Here is a 23,767-nt window from a genome sequence, read left to right on the forward strand (position 1 = left end):
TCGGTTAAAAAAGCAACTCAGTAACTAATGTTACCGTGTCGGGGTGACCGAGCAGGCGGGGCTGCGCGCCCGCAAGAAGGAACGCACCCGGGATGCGATCGCTGACGCGGCCATCTCGCTGTTCCTCGCGCGCGGGTTCGACGAGGTGTCGGTGTCCGACATCGCCGCGACGGCGGAGGTGTCGAAACCAACCCTGTTCCGCTACTTCGCCACCAAGGAAGACCTGGTCCTGCACCGCTTCGCGGACCACAACGGTGAGGCGGCGCGCGTGGTTCGCGACCGTCCGCCGGACACCGCGCCGCTCACCGCGCTGCACCGGCACTTCCGCGACGGCCTGGACCGCTTCGAGCCGGTCACCGGCCTCAACGACCATCCCGAGGTCCTGGCGTTCCACCGGCTGGTGTTCGGTACCCCCAGCCTTGCGGGACGGCTGACGCAGTACCAGCTCGACGACGAGGACGCGCTCGCCGCCGCCCTCGGCGAGGGTGTCGCGGCCCGGCTGCAGGCCGCCCAGGTGATCGCGGTGCACCGCGTCCTGGCCCGCGCCAACTGGCAGAAGATCGCCGGCGGGAGGACCGCACGCGACGTGCACCCCGAGGCGGTCGCCGACGCGGATCGCGCCTTCGGCCAGCTGCGGCACGGCATCGGCGGGGCCTAATTCGCTTTCCCTGGCGGTGACGCCGCTCGTACGGTCTGTGCAACACGTCGACAGGACCTGCGAGGAGGTTGGGTGTCCATGTCTGACCTGTCCGCGCTGGGCTGGGACGCGACGCTGGCTTCCGCGTACCGCTCCTTCGACCGTCCCGACGCGACGGCCGGCCGCGTGCTGCGAGCCGACCGCGGCGTCTGTACCGTGCTCGCCGCCGACGGTGTGCACCGTGCGAGCCTCTCCGGCACCGTTCTGCTCGGTGCCGCGGGCGACCCGGCGAACCTTCCGTGCGCCGGTGACTGGGTGGTCCTGCGTCGCTGGCCGGATCGCCGGACGACGGTGGAGGTCGTGCTGCCGCGGCGCACCGCGCTGATCCGCCGTACCGCCGACAAGGACTCCACCGGCCAGGTGCTGGCCGCCAACATGGACACCGTCGCGGTCGTCGAACCCATGCATCCTGCACCCGACGCCGCGCGGGTCGAGCGTCTTCTCGCCCTCGCGTGGGAGTCCGGCGCGCAACCGGTGGTCCTGCTCACGAAGAGCGACACCGCGGGGGTCCCGCAAGCGGTCGCGCGCCAACTTTGTGAGCTTGCGCCAGATGTACGGGTCCTGGCGATCAGCGTTCACGAGGGGCTGGGGCTCAACGAGGTGCGGGAGCTCGTCACGCCGGGACGCACGCTCGCGCTCCTGGGCCGGTCCGGTGCCGGCAAGTCCACCCTCGTCAACGCGCTGGCGGGCACGGAGGTGATGCCCGTACAGGAGATCCGCAACGTCGACGGCAAGGGGCGGCACACGACCGCGTACCGAAGTCTGGTCCTGATTCCCGGAGGCGGCGCCGTGCTGGACACGCCCGGCATCCGCGGGGTCGGCCTGCTCGACACGGAAGAGGGACTGGACCGCGCCTTCGCCGACGTGGCCGGGCTGGCCACCCAGTGCCGGTTCGGTGATTGCGGTCACGACGGCGAGCCCGGTTGCGCGGTCGAAGCCGCGCTCGCCGACGGCTCGTTGCTCCCGCGACGCCTCGAGAGCTGGCGCAAGCTGCACCGGGAGGTCGCCGTGGAGAGCGGCCGGCGGGCCGCGCGGCTCGCCGGGGCAGCCGGGCCGGGCAGGCGCAGGCCGCGGCGCTGACCCGCGGCTCTGGCAGAATGCACCGATGCCCGCGGTAGAGGAACAGGTCGTCGCCGGCCAGCCGGATGTCGTCGAGCCCGCACCCCCGCGGCCTCGCGACCGCAGCGGGCTCTGGGGACTGCTGAGCTACCTGGCCCTCGCCGTGCTCGTGACGATCCAGCTCTGGACCGACCCGAACGGGCGCGTGCTGTCGTCGAACGACGACGACCACGGCTTCTTCATGGTGCTGCTCACCCACGGCGAGCGCGTCGTCTTCCACGGGCAGAACCCGTTCTTCACCGACCGCTTCAACGTGCCCGACGGCGTCAACATGATGGCCCAGACGTCGGTGCTCGCGCTGAGCCTGCCGCTGGCACCGCTCACCCACTTCCTCGGCGTCGGCTTCACGGTCGTCGCGCTGATCACCCTCGGCCTGGCCGGGACGGCGGGAGCCTGGTGGTGGGTGCTCTCGCGGCACCTCGTCCGCAGCCGCCCCGCCGCCTGGCTCGGCGGGCTGTGGTGCGGGTTCGCCCCGGCGATGGTGTCGCACGCGAGCGGGCACGTGAACTTCGTCGCGGAGTTCGTGGTGCCGTTCATCGTCTGGCAGGTGCTGCGGTTGCGCGAGCCCGGCCGGGCCGTCCGCGGCGGGCTGATCCTGGCCCTGCTCATCGTGCTGCAGGTGTTCATCAACGAGGAGAGCCTGCTCTTCACCGCGCTCACCCTGCTCGTGTTCGTCGTCGCGTACGCCTGCTTCGACTTCTCCGCGGCGCGGCAGGTGGCACGCCGGTTCGGCGCGGGGCTGGCGGTGGCCGCCGGGGCCTCGCTGGTGCTGCTCGGGTACCCGCTGTGGTGGCAGTTCGCCGGGCCGCAGAGCTACCACGGGCAGCCGTTCGAGCCGGGGAAGTTCGTCACCGATCTGCTGTCGCTGGGCGCGTACGCCCGCCAGTCGCTCGCCGGCAACGTGGCGCTCGCGCGTGAGCTGACCGTCAGCCCCACCGAGGAGAACACCTTCTGGGGCGTACCGATGCTCGTGATGCTCGTGGTCGCCATGCGGATGCTGTGGCGCAACGCGGCCGCGCGGGCCGCCTTCGTCGCCGGCGTGGTCCTGCTGCTCATGTCGATGGGCCCGGAGCTGCGCGTCGCCGGGCACGACACCGGGATCCCGCTGCCGTTCGCGCTGATCGCGCACGTGCCCGTGATCGACCTGGTCAGCGTCACCCGGTTCGCGATGGTGCCCGCCACGATCATCGGCGTGCTCATCGCGCTCGCCGCCGACCGGGCCGGGCTGCTGCCGCACCGGCGGCGGGTGGCGTTCTGGATCGGCATGGCGCTCGCGGTCGTACCGGTGCTGCCCAAGCCGCTGCCGACCGTCGAGGCGTCGCCGCTGCCGCCGTTCATCGCGCAGCGGATGTGGGAGCCGTACGTGCCGGACGACCGCACGCTGGTGACCGTGCCGATGCCCGAGGTGACCACCGGGCGTACCGGGATGCGCTGGTTCGCCCTGTCCGGCCAGGGGTACAAGACGCCGCGCGGGTACTTCATGGGCCCCGCCGACCCGCCGGGCAACCGGACCGGGTCGTGGAACGCGGCGCCCCGGCCCACCTCCGACCTGCTGCGCATCGCGGGGGCGTACGGTCGGATGCCGGTGCTGACGGACGCCGACCGGCGGGCCGCGACCGCCGACCTGACCTACTGGCGGGCCGCGGTCGTGGTTCTGACACCCGACGCACCGAATCACGACCTGTTGGAGACGATCGTCACGGGGCTGCTCGGACGGGCTCCGCAGCAGCTCGGAGGCGTGGCGATGTGGGACGTCCGGGATATCGTTCACCCTGCCGGGTGACGGGAATGACCGGGCCCGCGGGGGCGCTGTGCTCTTGGCGCCGGAAACTTGTCGTACCCCGCGGCTAGGGTGGCGGCGCCCATCATCAGAGACCGTAAACGGAGTGGCTGGCTGTGGCCGACCGACTGATCATCCGCGGCGCGCGCGAGCACAACCTGCGCGACGTCAACCTCGACCTGCCCCGCGACGCCATGATCGTGTTCACCGGGCTCAGCGGCTCGGGCAAGTCCAGCCTCGCCTTCGACACGATCTTCGCCGAGGGGCAGCGGCGCTACGTGGAGTCGCTGTCGTCGTACGCGCGGCAGTTCCTCGGCCAGATGGACAAGCCCGACGTCGACTTCATCGAGGGCCTGTCCCCGGCCGTCTCGATCGACCAGAAGTCGACCTCGCGCAACCCGCGCTCGACCGTCGGCACGATCACCGAGGTGTACGACTACCTCCGCCTGCTGTTCGCCCGCACCGGCATCCCGCACTGCCCGGTCTGCGGCGAGCGGATCAGCAAGCAGAGCCCCCAGCAGATCGTCGACCGGGTCCTCGCCATGGAGGAGGGCACCCGGTTCATGGTCCTCGCCCCGGTCGTGCGCGGCCGCAAGGGTGAGTACGTCGACCTCTTCGCCGAGCTGCAGGCCAAGGGCTACGCCCGGGCCCGCGTCGACGGCGTGGTGCACCCGCTGACCGAGCCGCCGAAGCTCAAGAAGCAGGAGAAGCACACCATCGAGGTGGTCGTCGACCGGCTCAGCGTCAAGGCGAGCAGCAAGCAGCGCCTGACCGACTCCGTCGAGGCGACGCTGGCGCTGTCCGGGGGCATCGTGCTGCTGGACTTCGTCGACCTGCCCGAGGACGACCCCGCGCGCGAGCGCCGCTTCTCCGAGCACCTCGCCTGCCCCAACGACCACCCGCTCGCCATCGAGGACCTCGAGCCCCGGGTGTTCTCCTTCAACGCGCCGTACGGCGCCTGCCCGGAGTGCACCGGACTGGGCACCAAGAAGGAGGTCGACCCGGAGCTGATCATCCCGGACGAGGAGCGCAGCCTGCGCGAGGGCGCCATCCAGCCCTGGTCCGGCGGCTCGACCCTGGAGTACTTCCTGCGGCTGCTCGAGGCCCTGGGCAAGGCGGAGGGCTTCAGCCTCGACACCCCGTGGCGGGCCCTGCCCAGCCGCGCGCAGAAGACCATCCTCTACGGCTCCGAGGACCAGGTCCACGTCCGCTACCGCAACAAGTACGGCCGGGAGCGCTCCTACTACACCGGCTTCGAGGGCGTGGTGCAGTGGATCGAGCGCCGGCACGGCGACACCGAGAGCGACTGGTCGCGCGACAAGTACGAGGGCTACATGCGCGACATCCCGTGCCCGACGTGCGGCGGCGCCCGGCTCAAGCCCGAGGTGCTGGCGGTCACGATCGCCGGCAAGAGCATCGCCGACGTCTGCAACCTGTCGGTGGGCGACTGCGCGGAGCTGCTCGCCGGGCTGGAGCTCGACGACCGGCAGAAGATGATCGCCGAGCGGGTGCTCAAGGAGATCAACGCGCGGCTGCGCTTCCTGGTCGACGTCGGCCTGGACTACCTCTCGCTCGACCGCGGCGCCGGCACCCTCTCCGGCGGCGAGGCGCAGCGCATCCGGCTCGCCACGCAGATCGGCTCGGGCCTCGTCGGCGTGCTGTACGTGCTGGACGAGCCGTCGATCGGCCTGCACCAGCGCGACAACCACCGGCTCATCGAGACGCTCGTCCGGCTCAAGAGCCTCGGCAACACGCTGATCGTGGTCGAGCACGACGAGGACACCATCCGTACCGCCGACTGGATCGTCGACATCGGCCCCGGTGCCGGCGAGCACGGCGGTCAGATCGTGCACAGCGGGTCGGTCAAGGGGCTGCTGGCCAACAAGCAGTCGCCGACGGGGGCGTACCTCTCGGGCCGCAAGAAGATCCCGACCCCGGCCACCCGCCGGCCGCAGACGGCCGGCCGTGAGCTGGTCGTGCAGGGCGCCCGCGAGCACAACCTGCGCAACCTGACCGTCGGCTTCCCGCTCGGCCAGTTCATCGCGGTCACCGGGGTCAGCGGCTCCGGCAAGTCGACGCTGGTCAACGACATCCTCTACACCGTGCTGGCCAACCAGATCAACGGTGCCCGGATGGTGCCCGGCCGGCACACCCGCATCACCGGCCTGGAGCACGTCGACAAGGTCGTCGGCGTCGACCAGTCGCCGATCGGGCGCACCCCGCGCTCCAACCCCGCCACGTACACCGGCGTCTTCGACAACATCCGCAAGCTGTTCGCGGAGACCACCGAGGCGAAGGTCCGCGGGTACGGCCCCGGCCGGTTCTCGTTCAACGTCAAGGGCGGCCGCTGCGAGAACTGCTCCGGCGACGGCACGATCAAGATCGAGATGAACTTCCTGCCCGACGTGTACGTCCCCTGCGAGGTCTGCAAGGGCGCCCGTTACAACCGCGAGACGCTCGAGGTGCACTACAAGGGCAAGACCATCTCCGAGGTGCTGGAGATGCCGATCGAGGAGGCCGCGGACTTCTTCTCCGCCATCCCCGCGATCCACCGCCACCTCCGTACGCTGGTCGACGTGGGCCTGGGCTACGTCCGTCTCGGCCAGCCCGCACCCACCCTCTCCGGCGGCGAGGCGCAACGCGTCAAGCTCGCCTCCGAGCTGCAGAAGCGTTCCACCGGCCGCACCGTGTACGTCCTCGACGAGCCCACGACGGGCCTGCACTTCGAGGACATCCGCAAGCTGCTGCTCGTGCTCAACGGCCTCGTCGACAAGGGCAACACCGTCATCACCATCGAGCACAACCTCGACGTGATCAAGACGGCGGACTGGTTGATCGACATGGGCCCGGAGGGCGGCAGCAAGGGCGGTTTGGTGCTCGCGACGGGCACACCGGAGGAGCTGGCGGAGGTGGCGGAGAGCCACACCGGGCAGTTCCTGCGGCCGATGCTGGGGCTGAGCGGGAAGCCGGCCGGGGCGGAGGCCGCTGTGGCCCGGGCCGCCAAGGCGAACGGGACGGCCAAGGCGGCTGTGAAGCCCCGCGCCTCGCGGGCGCGGGCGAAGGCGGCTGTATAGCGCTCCTCAGGCCGAGCCCTCCGAGGGCTCGGCCTGCGCGGCTTCGGCCGGCGGTGGGTCGGTTGCGGCCCGTCGCCGGGGCGCGGACCTTCGCCGGCCGGCGCGGCCTCGGTCGGCTCGGGCCCGATCGGCGCGGCTTCGGCATCGCTTGGCTCTGATCGGCGCGGCTTCGACCGCGCTTGGCTCCGATTGCGCGGCCTCGGGGGCGCGGCCTCGGCGGACGGAGCCTCGGCCTACGCGGCCTCGTTTCTGCGGCTTCGGGGAGAAACTTGAAGTCACAGGTAACCCACAGCTATCGCGTCAGTCGGCTTCTGTGCTGCGGAAACGCGGCCAAGTCGGATCCCTGCCCCTCCACGATGCCGCAAATCGGCAGTTCCGAGCCGATAATTTCCTCCTGCGCCCATGAACCACATCCGAGGGCCGCGCGTATGTACAAGCAACGCCGCGTGACGCAAGCGCGCGGACAGGGCACGTGGAAGGGTTTGGCGAACAGATGACTGACGTGCAGACGAGGCCCGACGCCGAGATCACGGGCGCCGACGAGCCGGCCGCCGCCACGGGCACGGTCGCCACGCGACGCGTCGTACTCGCAGGGGCCGGGGCCCTCGGTGCCGGGTGCCTTCTCGCCGCTTGCGGTACGGACACCAGCAGCAGCGGCACCAACGGCGCCAACGGCGGCGACTTCACCAACGACCCCGCCCCCGCGGGCAGCGCCGGCGCCGACGCGGGTGGCACCGGCTCGACCGGCAAGGGCTCGTCCGGCGGCGGGAAGACGCTCGTGGCGGCCGCGGACGTGCCGGAGGGCGGTGGCGTGATCAAGGGCGACTACGTCATCACCCAGCCCCAGAAGGGCACCTACAAAGCGTTCAGCAAGATCTGTACGCACCAGGGCTGCCCGGTGAGCAAGGTCGACGGCGGTGTCATCACCTGCCCCTGCCACAACAGCACGTTCTCCATCGAGGACGGTTCCCCGACCGGCGGCCCGGCGAAGAAGGCGCTGCCCGAGACGGAGATCAAGGTGGACGGCGACAACATCGTCGCCGCTTAGGCCTCCCCGCCGGTTGCGGCGTTCGCCGTGACCGGCCGGGCGGGGCCCGCAGCGGGGGACCGGCCCGTGGTGGCCGCCGTGGTCCCGGCCATGCGACCCGTGGTGGTCGTCGTGGCCACGCCACACCGGCCCGTGGTGGTCGTCGTGGCTGTCCGGTCACGGCCGCCGCACCCCTGCCGGCACCGGCCGGTCCCTGTACGTCCGGCCGGAGGCCCGACGCCGTGGCGGCGGCAACGGACCTCCGGTCGGGTAATCATGTCAGGGGTCCGCACTAGGGTGGAATCGTGCCTGACCCGTCCAGCTACCGACCGGCGCCCGGGACCATTCCGGACGCCCCCGGTGTCTACCGCTTCCGCGACCCGACCGGCCGCGTCATCTACGTCGGCAAGGCCAAGAGCCTGCGCAACCGGCTGAACTCCTACTTCGCCGACACGTGGGGCCTGCACCCGCGCACGCAGCAGATGGTCACCACCGCGGCCGGCGTCGACTGGGTCACGGTGAGCAGCGAGGTCGAGGCGCTGCAGCTCGAGTTCCTGTGGATCAAGGAGTTCGATCCGCGCTTCAACGTCAAGTACCGCGACGACAAGTCGTACCCGTTCCTCGCCGTGACCCTCAACGAGGAGTTCCCCCGGCTGCAGGTCATGCGGGGTGCGAAGCGCAAGGGTGTGCGCTACTTCGGGCCGTACAGTCATGCCTGGGCGATCCGGGAGACGCTCGATCTATTGCTGCGGGTCTTCCCGGCGCGCACGTGTTCGGCCGGGGTGTTCAAGCGGGCCGGTCAGATCGGGCGTCCGTGCCTGCTCGGCTACATCGGCAAATGCTCGGCGCCCTGCGTCGGCTCGGTCACCGCCGAGGAACATCGCGCGATCGTCGACGACTTCTGCGACTTCATGGCCGGGCGCACGGACGCGTTCGTCAAACGACTCGAGCGCGACATGCTCGACGCCTCCGAGCAGCTGGAGTTCGAGAAGGCGGCCCGGCTGCGCGACGACATCGCCGCGCTGCGCCGGGCGATGGAGAAGCAGACCGTCGTGCTCGGCGACGGCACCGACGCGGACGTCGTCGCCTTCGCCGAGGACCCCCTCGAGGCCGCGGTCCAGGTCTTCCACGTCCGCGACGGCCGCGTCCGCGGCCAGCGCGGCTGGGTGGTGGAGAAGGTCGAGGATCTCACCACCGGCGATCTGGTCCATCACTTCTGCACCCAGGTGTACGGCGACGAGCACGGCGAGGGCGACGTCCCCAAGGAGCTCCTCGTGCCGGCCCTCCCGCCGGACGCCGCCGCCCTCGAGAACTGGCTTTCCGACCGTCGCGGCAGCCGCGTGAGTCTGCGCGTGCCCCAGCGCGGCGACAAGCGCTCCCTGCTCGAGACGGTGGCGCGCAACGCGGGCGAGTCGCTGGCCCGCCACAAGCTGCGCCGCGCCGGCGACCTCACCACCCGCAGCAAGGCCCTCGACGAGATCGCCGAGGCGCTCGGCATGGACACCGCGCCGCTGCGCATCGAGTGCTTCGACGTCTCGCAGATCCAGGGCACCGACGTGGTCGCCAGCATGGTGGTCTTCGAGGACGGCCTGGCCCGCAAGAGCGAATACCGCCGCTTCGCCGTCCGCGGCAACCCGGACGGCAGCGGCACCGACGACCTCGCCGCGATGAGCGAGGTGATGCGGCGCCGGTTCGCCCGCTACCGCGCGCACGCCGCCGACGAGCCCGTCGAGGCCGAACCGACCGCGGAGGAGCTGGCCGCGGACGCCCAGGTGCCGCTGCCCGCCACCGCCGCCGAATTCACGTCCGCTTCGGCCGGGTCCGCCTCGCTCGGGTCCGCTTCGGCCGGGTCCGCTTCGGCCGGGTCCGCTTCGGCCGGGTCCGCTTCGGCCGGGTCCGCTTCGGCCGGGTCCGCTTCGGCCGGGTCCGCTTCGGCCGGGTCTGCTCCGGGCGCGGCCGCCTCGGCTGGGTCCGTTTCGGGCGGGGCCGGCTCGGTGGACGGTGGGGCGGATGGTGCCGACGAGCCGGCCACGAACGACCTGCCGGGCATCGACCCGTTGACCGGCCGGCCGCGCCGGTTCGCGTACCCGCCTCAGCTGGTCGTCGTCGACGGCGGCCAGCCGCAGGTCAACGCCGTGGCCGCGGTCCTGTCCGACCTCGGCATCACCGACGTCGCGCTGTGCGGGCTGGCGAAGCGCCTCGAGGAGGTGTGGCTGCCCGGCGAGGACTTCCCGGTGATCCTGCCCCGCACCTCCGAGGCGCTGTACCTGCTGCAGCGCGTCCGCGACGAGGCCCACCGGTTCGCGATCACGTTCCACCGCCAGCGGCGCTCCAAGCGGATGACCGCGTCCGCATTGGACAACATCCCCGGCCTCGGCGAGACCCGGCGCAAGGCGTTGCTGCGGCACTTCGGCTCGCTCAAGCGCCTGGCGCAGGCGAGCCCGGAGGAGATCACCGAGGTGCCGGGGGTCGGACGGCGTACGGCCGAGGCAGTGCTGGCGGCGCTGGCCCCGGAGAAGGAGTCCGCCAAGGACACCGGCCCGGGGGAGGGCGAGGGGAGTCCCGTCGCCGTGCCGCGGGGTGGCGCCGGCCGTACGAAATCGGGGGCGAACCGGTCCCGGGTGGCCCGGCCCCGCGCGTCCGCCTCCGAGGACGAGATCGCCGACGCGCCGGGTGTGACCGGCGAGGCGGCGGGTGTTGTTGACGACAGCGTGGCAGGAGCGGGTGACCCGGCGAATGACGCGGAGGAGACCCGTAGGTGAGGTGGGCCCGGCGTGGACGGGCCGGGCGCGGGCATGCCGGGGTGAGACGACCCGGACACGGCCGGTGAGCAGGACCAACCGGCGGAATAGGGGTGTGCGGTGTGGCCGTTCCCTCTGGCGGGCGAAGGGGTGCGCCCGATCGGATTGATCGGTTACCGGACACGGCGTCCGGCGGGATCCGGTGGCCGGGTCGGCCTAGGATGGCGTGTCCGCCCGGACCGGGTGGAGCTGTGCGGTGCAGGAGGAGTGCGTGACCGAGTCGATGCCGGAGTTCGCTCCGGAGCCGTCGCCCGACGAGGCCCAGACCGACCTCGTGGTGGTGACCGGGGTGTCCGGTGGCGGCCGCAGCACGGTCGCCCGGGCCTTGGAGAACGTCGGCTTCTACGTTGTCGACAACCTGCCGCAGGCGCTGATGCTGGACATGGCTCAGCTCGCGTTCGAGGCCGGCGGCGCTGCCCGGCGTACGGCCATGGTGCTGGACGTCCGCAGCAGGGCCTTCTCCACCGACCTGGCCGGCGCGGTCCGCGCCCTGAAGGACCGCGGCTTCTCGCCGCGCGTGGTCTTCGTCGACGCCGACGACGAGGTGCTGATCCGGCGCTTCGAGTCCGTACGCCGCTCCCACCCGCTGCAGGGTGACGGCCGCCTCGCCGACGGGATCGCCGCCGAGCGCAAGCTCCTCGAGGAGGCGCGCGAGCAGGCGGACGTGATCATCGACACCAGCCACCTCAACGTGAACCAGTTGCGCCGCCGTGTCGAGGAACTGTTCGGCGGCGAGGACGCCCGCAAGCTGCGGATCACCGTGCTGTCCTTCGGCTTCAAGTACGGCCTGCCTCCGGACGCCGACTACGTGCTGGACGCCCGGTTCCTCCCGAACCCGTTCTGGGTGCCGGAGCTGCGCGAGCACACGGGCCTCGAGGAGGGCGTCAGCACGTACGTGCTCGGGCAGGAGGGCGCGAGCGACTTCGTCGGCACGTACGCGGAGCTCATCTCGGCGACCGCGCCCGGCTTCGAGCGTGAGGGCAAGCGCTACCTGACGGTGGCGGTCGGCTGTACGGGCGGCAAGCACCGCAGCGTGGCGATCGCCGAGGAGCTGACCGCCCGCCTGCGCGACATCCGCCTGTCCGCCCACTCCTCCCACCGCGACCTGGGGCGGGAGTGACGCCGGCGCAAGCCGACCCGCCCGGGGACGCGGGCCGGCACCACAAGCCGATCAAAGTTGTCGCGTTCGGTGGCGGGCACGGGCTCGCGGCCTCGCTGCGGGCCCTGCGGCACTGCGGGCCGAAGCTGGACCTCGACATCACCGCGGTGGTGACGGTGGGCGACAACGGCGGCTCCAGCGGCCGGCTGCGCGCCGAGCGGGACGCCCAGTTGCCGCCGGGTGACCTGCGGATGGCGCTCACGGCGCTGGCCGACGACGAGCCGGCGCACCAGGTCATGGTCCGGCTGATGCAGCACCGGTTCGCGCCGGTCGGCAACCCGGACCGGCGCGCCACGGCCCACGCGACCCAGACCGGTGGCGGCCCGGCATCCGCGGAAGGCCCGGCCGACGGCGGCTCGGCTGCGGCGGCTGGTCCGGCCGGCGGTCTGAGAGCGGCGGGCGGTCCGGCCATTGGCATGGAAGCCGCGGCAGGTCCGGCCGACGGCGCGGGAGCTGCGGCGGGCCCGGCCGAGGGCTCAGTAGCGGCGGCGGGTCCGGCCGAGGGCTCGGCAGCGGGAGTCGGCGGCAAGTCTGGCTGGGGGAGTGTCGACCGGCGGGTCGCCGCGCTCGGCGGCAAGCAAGACCCGCTCGCCGGCCACGCCGTCGGGAATCTGCTGCTGCTCGGCCTGCTGGAGCTCATGGACGACCCGGTCGACGCCCTGCGGCACGCCGGGGCGATGGTGGGCGCGCGCGGGCAGGTGCTGCCCATGGCATGCCATGCCGTCGGGATCGAGGCCGACGTGCGCGGGGGCGATCCGGCTCGGCCCGGCGAGGTTGTCACCGTACGGGGGCAGCATGCCGTTGCCGTCGCCGGCGGGCACGTCGAGGCCGTACGCATCGTGCCTGCCTCGCCGCCCGCCTGTCCCGCGGCGCTGGACGCGATCGGTGAGGCCGACTGGCTGATCTTCGGACCGGGCAGCTGGTACACGAGCGTGCTCCCGCACCTGCTGGTGCCCGAGCTGGCCGCCGCCATCGTCGCGAGCCCGGCGCGCCGGTTGGTGACGCTGAACCTGGCCGCCGACAACGAGACGCTGGGGCTGTCCGTGGCCGATCACCTGGCGGCCCTGCACTGGTACCTGCCGCAGCTGCACGTCGACACCGTGCTCGCCGACGCGAAATGGGTGGGCGAGCCGGACCCGGTGCACCGGGCCGCGGAGGCGCTCGGCGCGCGCCTGGTCCTTGCCCCTTTGGCCGTTGCGGACGGCAGCCCCAGGCATGATCCTGAGTCGTTGGGCGCCGCGCTGGTGCCCGTCCTGGGCTCCGATCGTTAAGCAACTGACATGAGCGTGGAACCACTTTGACAGCGCCGATGACAACTGAAGAGCACCACGCAACGGGGCGACGCCGGCCGGGATAGGTGGCCGGCGTGCAGCCCGGCCGGCGGAACGCACGGACAGGCGGTGTGCGCCCCGGCGCCGAAAGCCACCTCGGCCGTGTGCCGGGCGGCCAGCAGGACAGCACGACAGAGCACAGAGACCGCGTAACAAAGCATGAGGTGACTTCGAGATGGCGATGACGGCAGCGGTCAAGGATGAGCTGAGCCGGGTCGACGTACCCAAGCCGTGCTGCCGCCGTGCGGAGATGGCCGCCCTGCTGCGCTTCGCCGGCGGCCTGCACATCGTGTCCGGCCGGGTGGTCGTCGAGGCCGAGCTGGACACCGGCGCGGTGGCTCGGCGGCTGCGCCGGGAGATCGCCGACGTGTACGGGTACCCCAGCGAGGTCCACGTGCTCGCCTCCGGTGGCCTGCGCAAGGGCAGCCACTACATCGTCCGCATCGTCAAGGACGGCGAGGCGCTCGCCCGGCAGACCGGCCTGCTCGACGTCCGGGGCCGTCCCGTCCGCGGCCTGCCCCCGCACGTGGTCTCCGCCAACGTCTGCTGCGCCGTCGCCGCGTGGCGGGGTGCGTTCATGGCGCACGGCTCGCTCACCGAGCCGGGCCGCTCCAGCGCGCTGGAGATCACCTGTCCGGGACCGGAGGCCGCGCTGGCGCTGCGCGGCGCCGCCCGGCGCATCGGCATCACCGCCAAGGAGCGGGAGGTGCGCGGCGTCGACCGGGTCGTGATCAAGGACGGGGACGCGATCGCCGCGCTGCTCACCCGCATCGGCGCGCACGCGAGCGTGCTCGCGTGGGAGGAGCGCCGGGTACGCCGGGAGGTCCGCGCGACCGCCAACCGCCTCGCGAACTTCGACGACGCCAACCTGCGCCGCTCCGCCCGCGCGGCCGTGGCCGCGGCGGCCCGGGTGACCCGCGCCCTGGAGATCCTCGCGGACGAGGCGCCCAACCACCTGACGTCGGCGGGCCAGCTGCGCCTCGAGCACCGCCAGGCCAGCCTGGAGGAACTGGGCGCGCTCGCCGACCCGCCGCTGACGAAGGACGCGATCGCCGGCCGGATCCGGCGGCTGCTCGCGCTGGCCGACAAGCGGGCCCGCGACCTGGGCATCCCGGACACGGAGGCCGCGGTCACCCCGGAGATGATGGCCTGCTGACCGCGCCGGCAGGCCGAGCGGCCGCGGCGATGAGCCCGGCCACGGGCTGAGGCCGGCCGACCGAAAGCGGCCAGTCGCCGGCCGAGCAGAAGCGGCCAAGCGCCGGAAGGGCTAGCGCGGCGCGGGGCGGTTCAGCAGGACCCGGCCCAGGACGAGCGTCCCCACCCCGGCGATCACGACGCTGAGCAGCCCCACCCGCAGGCTGCTGTGGTCGGCCACCAGCCCGACCACCGGCGGTGACGCCAGGAAGCCCACCCGCAGCACCCAGCTCACGATGGTCAGCCCCGCGCCCGGCGGCAGGCCGGGCAGCTCGTCGGCGGTGTGCATCGCGGCCGGGACCAGGGTTGCCGTGCCCAGGCCGGCCAGGGCGAAGCCGGCGAGGGCCGTACCGACGGAGGGGAAGGCCAGGGCGACGCCCATGCCGGCCGCTGCGACCGCGCCGCCGGTGCGGGTGACCGTACGCTGGCCGAAGCGGTCCACCGCGCGGTCGCCGAGGAGGCGTCCCACCGTCATCGCCACCTGCAGGGCCACGAAGGCGAGGCCCGCGGTCGCCGCGGTCGCTCCCAGGTCCTCGGTGAGGAAGAGGGCGCCCCACGAAGCGCCGGCGTCCTCGACCAGGGAGCCGAACAGGGCGAGGCCGCCGAGTGCCGCGAGCATCCACACCGCGGTCCTGGGGAACGCGCGGGGTGCCGGCGGGGCCGGTTCCCGTTCGGTGTCGTCCGGGCCGGGCAGCAGGAAGCGGTACGCGACCAGCGCCACCACGCTGAACAGCACCCCGGCGACGACGAGGTGGACCAGCAGCGGGATGCCCAGGCCGGCCGCCGCCGAGCCCATGAGGCCGCCGAGGACCGCCCCGATGCTCCAGACGCCGTGGAACGAGTTGACGATGGAGCGGCCGTACAGGCGTTGGACGCGCAGGCCGTGGGCGTTCTGCGCGACGTCGACGATCGCGTCGGCCGCGTCGGCCAGGAGCAGGACCGCCGCGAGCGCCCACCAGGACGGGACGACGGCGACCAGCAGGAAACCGAGCGCGATCAGCGGGATGCCGAACGCACCCGCGCGGGCCGAGCGGATGCGGCGGATCACCGCGGAGGCGAACAGGCCGCCGGTGAGGGCGCCGAGCGGGCCCGCCGCGAGGGCCGTGCCGAGCAGGGCGTTGCTGAGGTCGAGGCTTTCTTTCACCTCGGGGTAGCGGGGCACGAGGTTGGCGAACAGGGCGCCGTTGGTGAGGAAGACGGCGGCGACGGCGATGCGGGCGCGCCGGGCCCGGATTCCGGGCCCGGCGGGAGCGAGGGTGGCCATGGTCAGGAGAACCGCGCCACGGCTTCGTCGACCTGCTGTTCGGTGATGGGGGAGCCCGGGAAGCGCGACAGCCGCTGCAGCGGGATCGCGCGCATCATCTGGCCGTGCTGCGGGTCGAACAGCATCCCGTGGAACATGCTGTCCTCGATGCCCTCGCGCAGCCACGGGCCACCGGCCGGGTGGGCGAGCCATTCGTCCACGGTCGACGACGGGGTCAGCGGCGTGGTGACGTCGTCGCCGGTCAGCTCGACGGTGGTCTCGAGGCGGATGTCGCGGGAGGAGGCGCCGGCGCGGATGCCGAACGTGCCGCCCTCGACGGTCCAGCGCCGCAGCGCCGGGTGCCAGAACGCGAACGCCCGGTGTCCGAGCTCGACGGTGACCGGCTTGCTCTCGCCGGGTTCCAGGCTCACCTGCGCGAAGCCGCGCAGCTCCTGCTCCGGGCGGTAGACGCTGGCCTGCGGGTCGGTCACGTACACCTGGACGGTTTCCGTGCCGGCCCGCGGGCCGGTGTTGGTCACCGTGAGCGTGACGGTCACGCTGGTGCCCTCGACGGTCGCGGTCAGATTTTCGTACGCGAATGACGTGTACGAGAGCCCGTGGCCGAACGGGTACGCGACCGGCAGCCGGTGCGCGTCGTACCAGCGGTAGCCGATGAGCAGCCCTTCGCCGTACCGGACGTGGCCGTGTTCGCCGGGGAAGTTGCCGAGCGCCGGGTTGTCCTCGTAGCGCACCGGGATGGTCTCGGCGAGCTTGCCCGTGGGCGCCACCGTGCCGAGCAGCAGGTCCGCGGTGGCCGCGCCGCCGGCCTGGCCGAGCAGCCAGCCCTCGAGAATCGCGCGGGCGCGGTCCTGCCACGGGGCGACGGTGACGGCCGAGCCGTTGGACAGCACGACGACGACCCGCTGGTTCGCGTCGGCGACCGCGTGGAGCAGCTCGATCTGCTGGGCGGGCAGGTCCATGTGGTCGCGGTCGTAGCCCTCCGATTCGTACGCCGGCGGCAGGCCCAGGAACAGCACGGCGACGTCGGCGCCCGCGGCGGCCCGCACGGCCTCGTCGACGAGCGCGGGGTCGGTGGTCTCGGACTCGATGACGAAGCCGGGCGCGAACACGACGTCGCGCCGGCCGTCGAGCGCCGTGGTCAGCGCTTCGAGGGCGGTGTCCACCCGGGTGGGGTTGACCTGCGAGGATCCGGCGCCCTGGAACCGCGACGTACGGGCGAACTCGCCGATCACCGCGACCGTGCCGCCGGTGTCCGCGAGCGGCAGGATGCCGTCGTCGTTCTTGAGCAGCACCGCGCTGGCGGCGGCCGCCTCGCGGGCGAGCGCGTGGTGGGCGTCGGCGTCGAAGGTCTGCCCCGGCGTGAGGGCCGGCAGCGAGCGGTTGAGCAGCTCGAGCAGCCGGGTGACGGCGAGGTCCACGTCCTTCTCGCTGAGGGTGCCGGCGCGGACGGCGTCGAGGATCACCCGCGTGCCCGAGCCGCCGGAGGAGGGCATCTCCAGGTCGAGGCCGGCGGCGACGGCGGCGTCGCGGCGGTTCACGGCGCCCCAGTCGGACACGACCAGGCCCTCGAAGCCCCACTCGTTGCGCAGCACCTCGGTGAGCAGCCAGCGGTCCTCGCTGGCGTACGTCCCGTTGATCCGGTTGTACGAGCACATGACGGTCCACGGCTGCGCCCCGGTCACCACCCGCTCGAACGCGGGCAGGTAGATCTCGCGCAGCGTGCGCTCGTCGACGTCGGCGGAGACCGTCATGCGCGCGGTCTCCTGGTTGTTGGCCGCGAAGTGCTTCAGCGACGTGCCGATGCCCTGGCTCTGCACGCCGGTGACCATCGCGGTGCCGAGCTCCCCGGCCAGCAGCGGGTCCTCGGAGAAGTACTCGAAGTTCCGCCCGCACAGCGGCGACCGCTTCATGTTGATGCCCGGTCCGAGCAGCACCGCGACCTCCGCGGCGCGGCATTCCCGGCCCAGCGCCTCGCCGATGCGGGTCAGCAGCCCGGTGTCCCAGGTCGAGGCGAGCCCGGCGGCGGGCGGGAAGCAGGTCGCGGGCACGCTGTCGTTGAGCCCTACGTGGTCCGAGTCGCCGGCCTGCTTGCGCAGGCCGTGCGGGCCGTCGGTGACCATCACGGAGGGGATGCCCAGCCGCTCGACCGCCTGGGTACGCCAGAAGTCGGCGCCGTCGAGCAGCGCGGCCTTCTCGTCCAGGGTGAGGGCGCTGAGCAGGGCGGGGGTGTCCAGGGGCGGCGCGGCGTCAGCGGTCATGACCCCACCGTAACAATGAAAACCTCCACGCGGAAGTTTTCAGTCGCTACGATGGCGCGATGGCGGACGCCCCGGACACCACGCTCGAGACCACCCGGCGCGGCGCGTACGAGAAGGGCGTACGGCGCCGGCGCGAGATCCTCGACCGGGCCATCGAGGTCTTCGCCGAGCGCGGGGCGCAGGGCACCTCGCTGCGCGCCATCGGCGAGGCGATCGGCGTGTCCCACGCGGCCCTCAAGCACTACTTCGCCTCGCGCGAGGAGCTGCTCATCGAGGTGTACCGGGCGGCCGAGGAGCGGTCGATCATCGGCGACCCGGCGCCCGAGACGTCCTCGGTGGTGGGGCTGATGACGCACGCGGCCCGGCGCAACCACGGCGTGCCGGGGCTGGTGCAGCTGTACTCCACGCTGGTGGCGAGCGCGCTGGAGAACGGTCACGACGAGGCCCGGACCTTCTTCTCGGCCCGCTTCGAGGGGCTGCGCCGCATCCTCGCCACCCGGGTCCGCGAGGAGCAGGACGCGGGCCGCATCCGTGCCGACCTGGCCCCGCCGGCGGTGGCGGCCCTGATCATCGCCGCCTCGGACGGCCTGCAGACCCAGTGGCTGCTCGACCCGGCGGTCGACATCGAGGAGTCGTTGTCGCTGCTGGAAGCGCTGCTGGAGCGACCGCGCGACCGACCCGCGGACAAGCCCGGAAGGGGCTAACGGCCCGGACCACGACGGGCCTTCCGGTGGGGGCGGCCGGGCCTTCCTGCTTTTGTCGGGCACGGTGTCCGTACCGAAGAATGAAGATCGTCAAAACGGGCTGAAGTAACGATCAGGTTGCGCCCCCGCGGCACGGCCGGTCACCGTCTCGGATAGGGTCTGGGATGACGGCGACGGTGCCGGGCAGCACGGCCGGACGCGCCGGGGAGCGCCGCGACCTGCGGCGGTTCCCCAGACCGCGCGACGGCCCAGTCACAGCCGGCCTGCCTCACATGGTCGGCACGAAAACCTCCGCCGGTCGCAGAATCCGGCGGACCGAAACGAGGAGATCGACCTGTGACCATCCGGGTTGGCATCAACGGCTTCGGCCGTATCGGCCGTAACTTCTTCCGGGCGGTGGCCGCTTCCGGTGCGGACATCGAGATCGTGGGCGTGAACGACCTCACCGACAACGCCACGCTCGCGCACCTGCTCAAGTACGACAGCATCCTCGGCCGCCTGCCGCACGAGGTCAAGGCCACCGCGGACGAGATCACCGTGGCCGGCAAGACGTTCAAGGCGTTCGCCGAGCGCGACCCGCAGAACCTGCCGTGGGGCGACCTGGGCGCCGACGTCGTGATCGAGTCGACCGGCTTCTTCACCGACGCCACCAAGGCGAAGGCGCACGTCGACAGGGGCGCGAAGAAGGTCATCATCTCGGCGCCGGCCAAGAACGAGGACATCACGATCGTGATGGGCGTCAACGACAACCTGTACGACGCCGCGAAGCACACGATCATCTCGAACGCGTCCTGCACCACCAACTGCCTCGCGCCGATGGCGAAGGTGCTCAACGACACGGTCGGCATCGAGCGTGGCCTGATGACCACGATCCACGCCTACACGCAGGACCAGAACCTGCAGGACGGCCCGCACAAGGACCTGCGCCGCGCCCGCGCCGCCGCGCTCAACATGGTCCCGACCTCGACCGGTGCCGCCAAGGCCGTCAGCCTGGTGCTGCCGGAGCTCAAGGGCAAGCTGGACGGCTTCGCGATGCGCGTGCCGATCCCGACCGGCTCGGCGACCGACCTGACCTTCCAGGCCGGCAAGGACACCTCGGTGGACGAGATCAACGGCGCCATCAAGGCCGCCGCGGACGGTCCGCTCAAGGGCTTCCTGACCTACACCGAGGACCCGATCGTGTCGGCCGACATCGTCACCGACCCGGCGTCCTGCATCTTCGACGCCGGCCTCACCCGGGTCATGGGCAACCAGGTCAAGGTCGTCGGCTGGTACGACAACGAGTGGGGCTACTCGAACCGCCTCGTCGACCTGGTCAAGCTGGTCGGCTGAGCACTGTGAAGACTCTCGACGACCTGCTCGGCGAGGGTGTTGCGGGTCGGCGCGTGCTCGTGCGCGCCGACCTGAACGTCCCGTTCGACAAGAAGGACGCCACGGTCATCAGCGACGACGGCCGCATCCGCGCGGTGCTGCCGACGCTGATCGCCCTGCGCGACGCGGGCGCGCGCGTGATCGTGTGCTCGCACCTGGGCCGCCCCAAGGGCGCACCCGACCCGAAGTACACGCTCGCGCCGGTCGCCACGCGCCTCGGCGAGCTGCTCGGCAACCCGGTGGTCTTCGCCTCGGACACCATCGGCGAGTCGGCCTCCGCCTCGGTGGACGCGCTGCAGGACGGCCAGGTGCTGCTCCTGGAGAACCTGCGCTTCAACGAGGGTGAGACGTCGAAGGACGACGCCGTGCGCGGTGCGTTCGCCGACAAGCTGGCCGCCCTCGCGGAGTACTACGTCGACGACGCGTTCGGCGCGGTGCACCGCAAGCACGCCTCCGTGTACGACGTCCCGGCCCGGCTGCCGCACTACGCGGGCGGCCTGGTGCTGCGCGAGGTCGACGTGCTCAAGCGCGTCACCGAGTCGCCGGAGCAGCCGTACGTGGTGGTGCTCGGCGGCTCGAAGGTCTCCGACAAGCTCGCCGTCATCCAGGCGCTGCTGCCGAAGGTCGACAAGCTGCTCGTCGGCGGCGGCATGTGCTTCACCTTCCTCAAGGCCCAGGGCCACGAGGTCGGGAAGTCGCTGCTCGAGGCCGAGATGATCGACACCTGCGCGTCGCTGCTCTCGCAGGCCGACGGCCGGATCGTGCTGCCGGTGGATGTCGTGGCGGCTTCGGCCTTCGCGGCCGACGCTGACCACGACGTGGTTGACGCCTCGGAGATTCCGGCCGACCGGCTGGGTCTCGACATCGGGCCGAAGTCCGTGGCGCTGTTCTCCGAGGCGATCTCCTCGGCGAAGACGGTGTTCTGGAACGGGCCGATGGGCGTGTTCGAGCTCGCGCCGTTCGCGGCCGGCACCCGGGGCGTGGCCGAGGCGATCACCAAGATCGACGGCTTCTCCGTGGTCGGCGGCGGCGACTCGGCCGCGGCCGTCCGCACGCTCGGCATCGACGAGTCCGGCTTCGGCCACATCTCGACCGGTGGCGGCGCGTCACTGGAGTACCTCGAGGGCAAGACCCTCCCGGGCCTGTCCGCGCTGGAGAGCTGAGCCATGGCTGACGTCACCCGCCGCCCCATCATGGCCGGCAACTGGAAGATGAACCTCAACCACTTCGAGGCCATCCTCCTCGTGCAGAAGCTGGCCGCCAGCCTCACCGAGCAGCAGCTCACCGACGTCGAGGCGGTCGTGCTGCCGCCGTACACCGACCTGCGCAGCGTGCAGACGGCTATCGACGGCGACAAGGTGCAGATCAAGTACGGCGCCCAGGACCTGTCCCAGCACAAGGGCGGCGCGTACACCGGGGAGATCTCCGGCGCGATGCTCGCCAAGCTGGGCTGCTCGTACGTGGTGGTCGGGCACTCCGAGCGCCGCGAGTACCACAACGAGGACGACGCGCTGGTCAACGCCAAGGTGAAGGCGGCGCTGGCCAACGAGCTCACGCCGATCCTGTGCGTGGGCGAGGGGCTCGAGATCCGCGAGGCCGCCGGTCACGTCGCGCACTGCTGCACGCAGCTGGACGCGGCCCTCGACGGGCTCAAGGCCGAGCAGGTCAAGGACATCGTCATCGCGTACGAGCCGGTCTGGGCGATCGGCACCGGCAAGACCGCGACCCCCGACGACGCGCAGGAGGTGTGCGGCGCCATCCGGGCGCGGCTCGCCGAGAAGTACGGCGCCGAGACGGCCGACGCGGTGCGCATCCAGTACGGCGGCTCCGTGAAGGCGGCGAACATCGCCGCGATCATGGCGCAGCCGGACGTCGACGGTGCGCTGATCGGCGGCGCGAGCCTGGACGCGGAGGAGTTCGCCTCCATCGTCCGGTTCCGCGAGCACGTCCAGCGGTAACCGTCGTCGCGGAACCGTCCGCCCAGCGAGGCGGCCGGTTCCGCGCGCCGGTTCATTTCGGGCCGCCCTGGGGCGGCCCGTTCTCCGCGCGCCCGCTATTGTGGGGTCCGCGCTGCCGTGCCCTTCGAGAGGACTGACCCCACCATGCCGATCGCGTTCGCCTACACGTTGATCGTGTTGCTGGTCATCACCAGCATCCTGCTGACGCTGTTGATCCTGCTGCACCGCGGCAAGGGCGGCGGCATGTCCAGCATGTTCGGCGGCGGCGTCACCTCCAGCCTGGCCGGCTCCTCGGTGGCCGAGAAGAACCTCGACCGCTACACCGTTCTCGTCGGCATCGTGTGGTTCGCTTGCATCGTGGGCCTCGGGCTCTGGCTGAAGTTGCAGCAGGCGGGCTGAAACACACTGTTAACGACCGGTTCCTTACCGTTCGTCAGTAACACTTCCTCCGGCGTCTCAGGGGTCGTAAACTCTGCCGCGCGGTCCGGTCCGTCCGGGTCGCGCGGTTCTTTTTTGCCGCTCCTTTCCGCCGTTTCACCCCGGCGAAGAAACGCCTCTGAAAGACAGGAGTGACATCCGTGTCCAGTGGCAGCGCGATCCGCGGCAGCCGCGTCGGGTCCAGCCCGATGCGCCCCGACGAGCGCAGCGAACCCGCCCCGCGGCGGGAGGTGACGTACTGGTGCGCGGCCGGCCACGCGGTCGATGTCCGCTTCGCCGCCGACGTCACCCCGCCGGAAACCTGGGACTGCGTCCGCTGCGGCCAGCCGGCCGGCCTCGACCGCAGCAACCCGCCCGGCCGGTTGCGCGTGGAGCCGTACAAGTCGCATCTGGCGTACGTGAAGGAGCGGCGCTCCGACGCGGACGGGGCGGCGATCCTGGCCGAGGCCCTGGCGAAGGTGCGCCAGCGTCGGGGGCGCAGCGAGTAGCCGCGCGTCGGCTTACCGGCCGGCTTCCTGCGGGTTGATTGACGCCGCTGGGCCGGTTTGCTGCGGGTTGATTGACGCCGCTGGGCCGGTTTGCTGCGGGTTGGCTTACCCGCTGGGCCGGTTTGTTGCGGGTGGCTTACCCGCTGGGCCGGTTTGCTGCGGGTTGGCTTACCCGCTGGGCCGGCTTGCTGGGGTCGGGCTTGCCGTTGGGCGGCTCGGCGGGCCGGTTTACAGCGGGCTGGTGTCGCGGCCGAGGAAGGTCACCGACGTCGCGCCCGGCACCGTGAGCTCGACGAAGCCCAGCCGGTCGTAGAAGGCACGCGCCGACGTGTTCGTCGGCACCATGCCGAGGTGCACCCGCGGCACACCGGCCGCGCGCAGCCCCGCGAGGAACGCGCCGATCAGCCCACGCCCCCAGCCCTTGCCCTGCCACTCCGGCAGCAGGTCGATGTGCAGGTGCGCCGGGTAGTCGGCGAGCTCCGGCGTGACCATGCGCTCAGGGTGATAGTGCAGCGCGAGCATGCGGTCGTCCGGCGTCACCGGCGGGTCCTGCGGCAGCGGGTAGCGGTCGGCCGTCGCCGGCAGCCACTCGTCGCGGTAACGCCGGGCGAAGCGGGCCGTGTCCGCGGTGCCGAGCACGTAGCCGACCGCCGTGCCGGTGCCGTCGTCGAGGACGTGCGCGTGCTCCGGCTCGAGGATCACGTACGGCGCCGCGAAGATGTCGCCCATGAGCCGGTCGGACGAGTACTGCCCTCGGGCGTCTCCGCCGGCGTCCGCCGTACGGACGCAGATGTCATAGATGGTGTTCAGGTCCTCGGGGCGGTACGCGCGGATTGCTGGCTGCACGACGCCAGTCTAGGCGGGCATGATCTGTGACCGGCGTCACTGCGCACCCGCCAACCTTTTGCCGCGCCAGGCGTCCCTCCCAGCGAGAGCATGTCACCGATCGCAGGAGGACCACCCGATGCGCCTGAGCGCCCGCGCCGCCGTCAGCACCGCCGCCGTCACCGCCGTCTTCGCGCTCGGCGGGACATATGCGGCGAACGCGTTCGCCGACTCCGGCCCGAAGCCCGCGCCCGTGCCGGCCACGTCGCCTGTCGGGTC

18 protein-coding genes are annotated in these 23,767 nt (G+C 72.0%); 15 read left to right on the forward strand and 3 right to left on the reverse strand.

Annotation, left to right across the window (positions count from 1 at the left end):
* Positions 1-43 precede the first annotated feature (43 nt).
* The 9 genes from IT780_RS26785 to whiA all read left to right on the forward strand — a co-directional run bounded on the left by IT780_RS26785 (position 44) and on the right by whiA (position 14,144).
* Positions 44-658: a TetR/AcrR family transcriptional regulator gene (locus IT780_RS26785; RefSeq protein WP_199514527.1), complete on the forward strand. Its 615-nt coding sequence runs from the start codon at positions 44-46 to the stop codon at positions 656-658.
* 78 nt (positions 659-736) lie between these two features.
* Positions 737-1,777, forward strand: coding sequence for a ribosome small subunit-dependent GTPase A (gene rsgA / locus IT780_RS26790; protein WP_199514529.1), 1,041 nt, complete (start codon positions 737-739; stop codon positions 1,775-1,777).
* A gap of 25 nt (positions 1,778-1,802) precedes the next feature.
* Complete coding sequence (locus tag IT780_RS26795) at positions 1,803-3,599, forward strand: DUF6311 domain-containing protein (protein ID WP_199514531.1); 1,797 nt, start codon at positions 1,803-1,805, stop codon at positions 3,597-3,599.
* Between the two features lie 113 nt (positions 3,600-3,712).
* Positions 3,713-6,670, forward strand: a complete 2,958-nt coding sequence (gene uvrA, locus IT780_RS26800; RefSeq protein WP_199514533.1) for an excinuclease ABC subunit UvrA — start codon at positions 3,713-3,715, stop codon at positions 6,668-6,670.
* A gap of 493 nt (positions 6,671-7,163) precedes the next feature.
* Complete coding sequence (locus IT780_RS26805) at positions 7,164-7,718, forward strand: Rieske (2Fe-2S) protein (protein WP_199514535.1); 555 nt, start codon at positions 7,164-7,166, stop codon at positions 7,716-7,718.
* A 284-nt stretch (positions 7,719-8,002) separates the two neighbouring features.
* Complete coding sequence (gene uvrC, locus IT780_RS42150) at positions 8,003-10,459, forward strand: excinuclease ABC subunit UvrC (protein ID WP_307831399.1); 2,457 nt, start codon at positions 8,003-8,005, stop codon at positions 10,457-10,459.
* 262 nt (positions 10,460-10,721) lie between these two features.
* A complete protein-coding gene (rapZ, locus tag IT780_RS26820; RefSeq protein WP_199514632.1) occupies positions 10,722-11,618 on the forward strand; it encodes an RNase adapter RapZ in 897 nt (298 codons plus the stop codon).
* Positions 11,615-12,928, forward strand: a complete 1,314-nt coding sequence (locus IT780_RS26825) for a gluconeogenesis factor YvcK family protein (RefSeq protein WP_443678591.1) — start codon at positions 11,615-11,617, stop codon at positions 12,926-12,928. The genes rapZ and IT780_RS26825 overlap by 4 nt, the downstream gene beginning before the upstream one ends.
* Positions 12,929-13,163: 235 nt before the next feature.
* On the forward strand, positions 13,164-14,144 hold the full coding sequence (gene whiA / locus IT780_RS26830) for a DNA-binding protein WhiA (RefSeq protein WP_097322458.1): 981 nt from the start codon (positions 13,164-13,166) through the stop codon (positions 14,142-14,144).
* A gap of 111 nt (positions 14,145-14,255) precedes the next feature.
* Here whiA and IT780_RS26835 read toward each other — a convergent pair whose 3' ends face one another.
* Both IT780_RS26835 and IT780_RS26840 read right to left on the reverse strand, forming a co-directional pair.
* Positions 14,256-15,446 (reverse strand): MFS transporter, encoded by a 1,191-nt coding sequence (locus IT780_RS26835; RefSeq protein ID WP_199514537.1) that lies wholly within the window; start codon positions 15,444-15,446, stop codon positions 14,256-14,258.
* 2 nt (positions 15,447-15,448) lie between these two features.
* A complete protein-coding gene (locus IT780_RS26840) occupies positions 15,449-17,704 on the reverse strand; it encodes a glycoside hydrolase family 3 C-terminal domain-containing protein (RefSeq protein WP_199514539.1) in 2,256 nt (751 codons plus the stop codon).
* Positions 17,705-17,763: 59 nt separating this feature from the next.
* Here IT780_RS26840 and IT780_RS26845 point away from each other — a divergent pair, with 59 nt between their 5' ends.
* From IT780_RS26845 to IT780_RS26870, 6 genes are all read left to right on the forward strand, one after another.
* A complete protein-coding gene (locus IT780_RS26845) occupies positions 17,764-18,408 on the forward strand; it encodes a TetR/AcrR family transcriptional regulator (RefSeq protein ID WP_199514541.1) in 645 nt (214 codons plus the stop codon).
* A gap of 336 nt (positions 18,409-18,744) precedes the next feature.
* Positions 18,745-19,740, forward strand: a complete 996-nt coding sequence (gap, locus tag IT780_RS26850) for a type I glyceraldehyde-3-phosphate dehydrogenase (protein ID WP_199514543.1) — start codon at positions 18,745-18,747, stop codon at positions 19,738-19,740.
* A 5-nt stretch (positions 19,741-19,745) separates the two neighbouring features.
* The gene (locus IT780_RS26855) at positions 19,746-20,942 is read left to right on the forward strand and encodes a phosphoglycerate kinase (protein ID WP_199514545.1); all 1,197 of its coding nucleotides are present in this window, start codon (positions 19,746-19,748) and stop codon (positions 20,940-20,942) included.
* Between the two features lie 3 nt (positions 20,943-20,945).
* Positions 20,946-21,737 (forward strand): triose-phosphate isomerase, encoded by a 792-nt coding sequence (tpiA, locus tag IT780_RS26860; protein ID WP_199514546.1) that lies wholly within the window; start codon positions 20,946-20,948, stop codon positions 21,735-21,737.
* A 144-nt stretch (positions 21,738-21,881) separates the two neighbouring features.
* The gene (secG, locus tag IT780_RS26865) at positions 21,882-22,136 is read left to right on the forward strand and encodes a preprotein translocase subunit SecG (protein WP_199514547.1); all 255 of its coding nucleotides are present in this window, start codon (positions 21,882-21,884) and stop codon (positions 22,134-22,136) included.
* 179 nt (positions 22,137-22,315) lie between these two features.
* Complete coding sequence (locus IT780_RS26870; RefSeq protein ID WP_199514548.1) at positions 22,316-22,663, forward strand: RNA polymerase-binding protein RbpA; 348 nt, start codon at positions 22,316-22,318, stop codon at positions 22,661-22,663.
* Between the two features lie 228 nt (positions 22,664-22,891).
* Here IT780_RS26870 and IT780_RS26875 read toward each other — a convergent pair whose 3' ends face one another.
* On the reverse strand, positions 22,892-23,509 hold the full coding sequence (locus tag IT780_RS26875; protein WP_199514549.1) for a GNAT family N-acetyltransferase: 618 nt from the start codon (positions 23,507-23,509) through the stop codon (positions 22,892-22,894).
* Positions 23,510-23,767: the final 258 nt, after the last annotated feature.

This window comes from Nucisporomicrobium flavum, from assembly GCF_016464385.1.
Classification (GTDB): Bacteria; Actinomycetota; Actinomycetes; order Mycobacteriales; family Micromonosporaceae; genus Actinoplanes; species Actinoplanes flavus_A.